We start from the raw sequence: 4060 nt of genomic DNA on the forward strand, positions 1-4060 counted from the left end.
CGGTGTCCGGTCGGGCAGCAACGGCTCCAGCCGTGCCCACTCCGCGTCGGTCAAGTCGTGGCGATCAAGCACAGAAGAGATCTACCGCAGCCGACCCGCATGATCCACGGGACACGCTCTAGTCCTCGGGCAGGGCGAAGGCGAACAGCGCGTCGCCCGAGGAGGCCCCGAGCAACGCCGGGGTGAACCCCTCGACCCAGCCACCGAATCCGGTCGGCACCACGATGTACTGCCGGCCGTCGACGCTGTACGTGCTGGGGCTGCTGTGGTGCCCGCTCCCGCACTGGAACTGCCACAGCTTCTCGCCGGTCTCAGCGTTCAGGGCGACGAATTCACCCGTCGCCGTGCCCTGGATCACGAGACCGCCCGCCGTGGTCAGCGTCGAGGCGGAAATCGGGTACTCGTGGCGCCAACGCCACTTCTCCTCGCCGGTCACCGGGTCGATGGCGGCCACGTACCCGTAGAAGTCCTCGAGGTCCACGGCGACGCCCGCGCCCCAGTAGGGGATGCTCTCCTTGAACTCGCGGCGCCGGCGGGTGGCCGTCGCCCCGACCTCCTGCACCGGCACGTAGATCAGCCCCGTCTGCGGGCTGTAGGCCATGTGCGTCCATTCCTTGCCCCCGGCCGGACCAGGCCAGAAGTGCACCGGGACGCCCTCCTCGTCCGGGTACACCTTGGCCGTGACCTTGCCGTCGGGGGTGATCTCACCCCAGGTGATCCGGTCGACGAAGGGGAAGACCCGGACCAGCTCGCCGTTGGTCCGGTCCAGGACGAAGAAGTACCCGTTCTTGTCCGCGTGCGCGAGCAGCTTGCGCCCGTCGGGGGCGTCGAACAGGAGGTTCTCCATCGTGGAGTCGTAGTCCCACAGGTCGTGCGGGGTGCACTGGTAGTGCCACCGGATCTCGCCGGTGTTCACGTCCACCGCGACGATGCTGTCGGTGTAGAGGTTGTCGCCCGGGCGCACGCCGCCGTCGAAGTCTGGCGCCGGGTTGCCCGTCCCCTGGTAGAGCAGTTCCAGCTCCGGGTCGTAGGTGGGGGTCACCCAGCAGTTCGCACCGCCACGCTGCCACGCCTCGCCGTCGTCCGGCCAGGTCTCGGACCCGGGCTCGCCCGGCTTGGGGACCATGTAGCGGCGCCAGCGGCGCTCGCCGGTCTCCGCGTCGAACGCGTCCAGGCACCCGCGGGTCCCGAACTCCCCGCCCGAGCTCCCGACGATGACCATGTCCTTCACGAGCAGCGGCGCGACAGTACGGCTCTCCCCGGCCCGCACGTCACCGGCGGTGGTGTCCCAGACCTTCTCGCCGGTCGTCGCGTCGAGCGCGACGACGTGGGCGTTGAGGGTGGCCATGTAGACCTTCCCGTGCCCCACGGCCACGCCGCGGTTCACGTTCCCGCAGCACAGCGAGACGTCGTACGGGGAGGCGTGCTTGTACCGCCAGAGCTCCTCGCCGGTCTTGGCGTCCAGGGCCCAGCACCTGCCATCCGGGCCGGAGACGTACATGACTCCCTCCACGACGAGCGGGGACGCCTCGAACGAGTACGTCGAGGAGCCGGCCTGCATGCCCGTCGAGCCGGCCTGGAACACCCACGCGGGGGACAGGCGCCGGACATTCTCCTTGGTGATCTGGTCGAGCTCGCTGTAGCGCTGACCGTCGTAGGTGCCGTAGTAGGTGAGCCAGTTCTGCGACTCCGAGCGGGCGGCCAGGATGCGCTCGTAGTCCACGTTGCCGGTGGCCGGCGCGCTTCCCTTGATGGCGCTGAGTTGCATCTGTGGGATGGCTGCGCCCGCGTCGATGTAGTCGGTCATCATCTGCTCCTGTTTACGGGCGCGGCTGCGGGGGACGGTCGAGCTTGGCCTCGTCGGGGACTTCGCCGCCGATGACGATCGCCCCGGTCAGGCCGCGGCCCTCGTCGTTACCGGTCGTGGAGCCGTAGTAGTAGGTGCCTGGGCCGTCCAGGTTGAGGGAGGCCGTCCCCTTGGAGTGATTGACCAACCAGATGAACTTGGGGTCCCCGTTGTGGGGCAGCAACGCACAGTGGGTGTTCTTGTCGTCGTTGATGAGCGTGAGCTCGAGGTCCCCGCCGTGGGGCAGGATGAGAGTGCCGGGCTCGAAGCACAGCTCGTCCTCCGGAATCCGGACCGTGGCGGTCATCTTGCCGTCGGGTCCCTCCTCGGCGTGCCCGACGCCCCCGGACCCGAGCAGCCGGCCCAGTCCGGTGGCGTTCTGCCGGTGCAGGCCGTCGGCCAATTGGGCCGATAGATCCTCTGAAGCAGTCGTCATTGACTTCATCCTCCCGAAACATGTGTTGCGACGGGGTACGTGATGACTTTCACACTGCCCGGTACGGGCGTCAACCGCCGCCGGTGTGTCAGTCGAGAAGTCGATCAACCGCCTGCGCAACGACGAATGCGGCCTGCGCAACGACGAATGTGGACGGTCAATTTCGGACCACCCGACGGCTCCGCCGGCCGGTGGGTGCAAACGAACGGACCCGCCGGGCCTGATCTCGGGCGCTGCGTGGCCGCTACGGGTCGGCCGGGAACGAGGACCACCGGTTCGACCACGTGCCGGCCGACGTCGTGCGCTCCGACCCGGTCGGCCGCACCCGCCCTGGTCAGCACCCCGGCCACGGTCGTGCTGTGCCGGCGCGTACGGGCCCGCAACGACCGGGTCACGCTGCGTGGCGCTCCCCGACCGGCTGCGCCCGCCTGACGTTCTGTCGTCGGCCTGCCCGTCCGTCCGGTGGTCCGGTCGGTCGGTGCGAGCGTGCGGGCGAAGCTGCGAGAGAAATCGGTGACCCTCGCATTCGGGCATTATTCGGGGCTCTCACCCCCACCGGTCGGCAGCATCGGCCGACACTCATTCTTGGTGTATCGAGAATATGTCGGATGGTTCCCGGATCGGCGGTCGCCCGGCCCGTCGTGCCTCCCACCGATCGCGGCGGCGCGCCGCGGTCGAGACCGTCATATCGCGGTGACGTGCGGGTGTTCCCGCTGGGCGCGACGGACGGGCAGCAAGTTCGATCCTGAGTGGATACAGCGCCGACCGATGGTTCGCCGGCGCTGCCGACCCTGGTCGCCCGACATTCTCCGCCGCCCGCCGCGTGTCGGATCAGGACGAAACACGTTTTGATAGGAGCCCTCTCCATGCCGGCGCTCGCCACGTGCACCGTGGGCCCGGGGGGACCGGCACGGAATCCGTGCGTCGGCGTGGCCACGTAGTCGGTGCGGCGGTCGGGTGGTGACACCCGTGACGGTCGGGCTCGCCCGTGACTCGCCGTGAGCGCCGGCACCCCGTCTGCGCCGAACCCGTCCGGTACCCAGGACCGCCCGGACCCAACGCCGCTGGCGGACGCGGTGGGTCACGCTCGTCGCCGGATGTTCGTGGTCGCGCTCGCCGCGTTCGTGGTGTGCAGTGCCGCGGCCGGTGCGGCGCCGACGATCAGCTGTTGGTCGTGGCCCGACTGCTGCAGGGCCTCACCGCCGGTACGCGACCCCGCAGAACTCCGGGCTGATGCAGAACCTGTTCACCGGGGCGGAGCGGGCGCGGGGCCTTCGGTGGGATGTTCGGCGCGACCGTCGGCCTGTTCACGGGGCCGGGCCCGCTCGCCGGCGGGCTGATTTCTGAGTTCGACGGACGGCCGGCGTTGGAGTTTCGAGAACCTAACCGTTGGGATAGTGGCGCTGGTGCTGGCGGCCCGGTTGATTCCGCGCGCCCGGCTCCGGGCGCGGACACCGGGACGTCGACCGGGTCGGCGCCGGGCTCCTGGGCGGTCCGTGCTCGCGGTGCTGCTCCCGCGGCGCTGGGCGCGATCTACCTCGTCGGATTCTCCGGCGCCTGGATCGTGCGCGCCCAGCACTTCCGGGGAGGCCTCGGGTTCAGCCCGCTGCAGACCGCGCAGCGGGTCGGGACGGCAATCGGGACCGGCCGGCCGGCTAGAGCGTGTCCCGTGGATCATGCGGGTCGGCTGCGGTAGATCTCTTCTGTGCTTGATCGCCACGACTTGACCGACGCGGAGTGGGCACGGCTGGAGCCGTTGCTGCCCGACCGGACACCGC

Annotated in this window: 2 protein-coding genes; both read right to left on the minus strand. The window is 69.8% G+C overall.

Translation table 11 applies throughout. From position 1 onward, the window contains the following. Positions 1-118: 118 nt before the first annotated feature. Positions 119-1810 (minus strand): PQQ-dependent dehydrogenase, methanol/ethanol family, encoded by a 1692-nt coding sequence (locus KME75_RS40370; protein ID WP_219420276.1) that lies wholly within the window; start codon positions 1808-1810, stop codon positions 119-121. 10 nt (positions 1811-1820) lie between these two features. After that, complete coding sequence (locus KME75_RS40375) at positions 1821-2282, minus strand: MSMEG_3727 family PQQ-associated protein (protein ID WP_219420277.1); 462 nt, start codon at positions 2280-2282, stop codon at positions 1821-1823. Positions 2283-4060: the final 1778 nt, after the last annotated feature.

Source organism: Pseudonocardia nigra (genome assembly GCF_019396355.1).
GTDB lineage: Bacteria > Actinomycetota > Actinomycetes > Mycobacteriales > Pseudonocardiaceae > Pseudonocardia > Pseudonocardia nigra.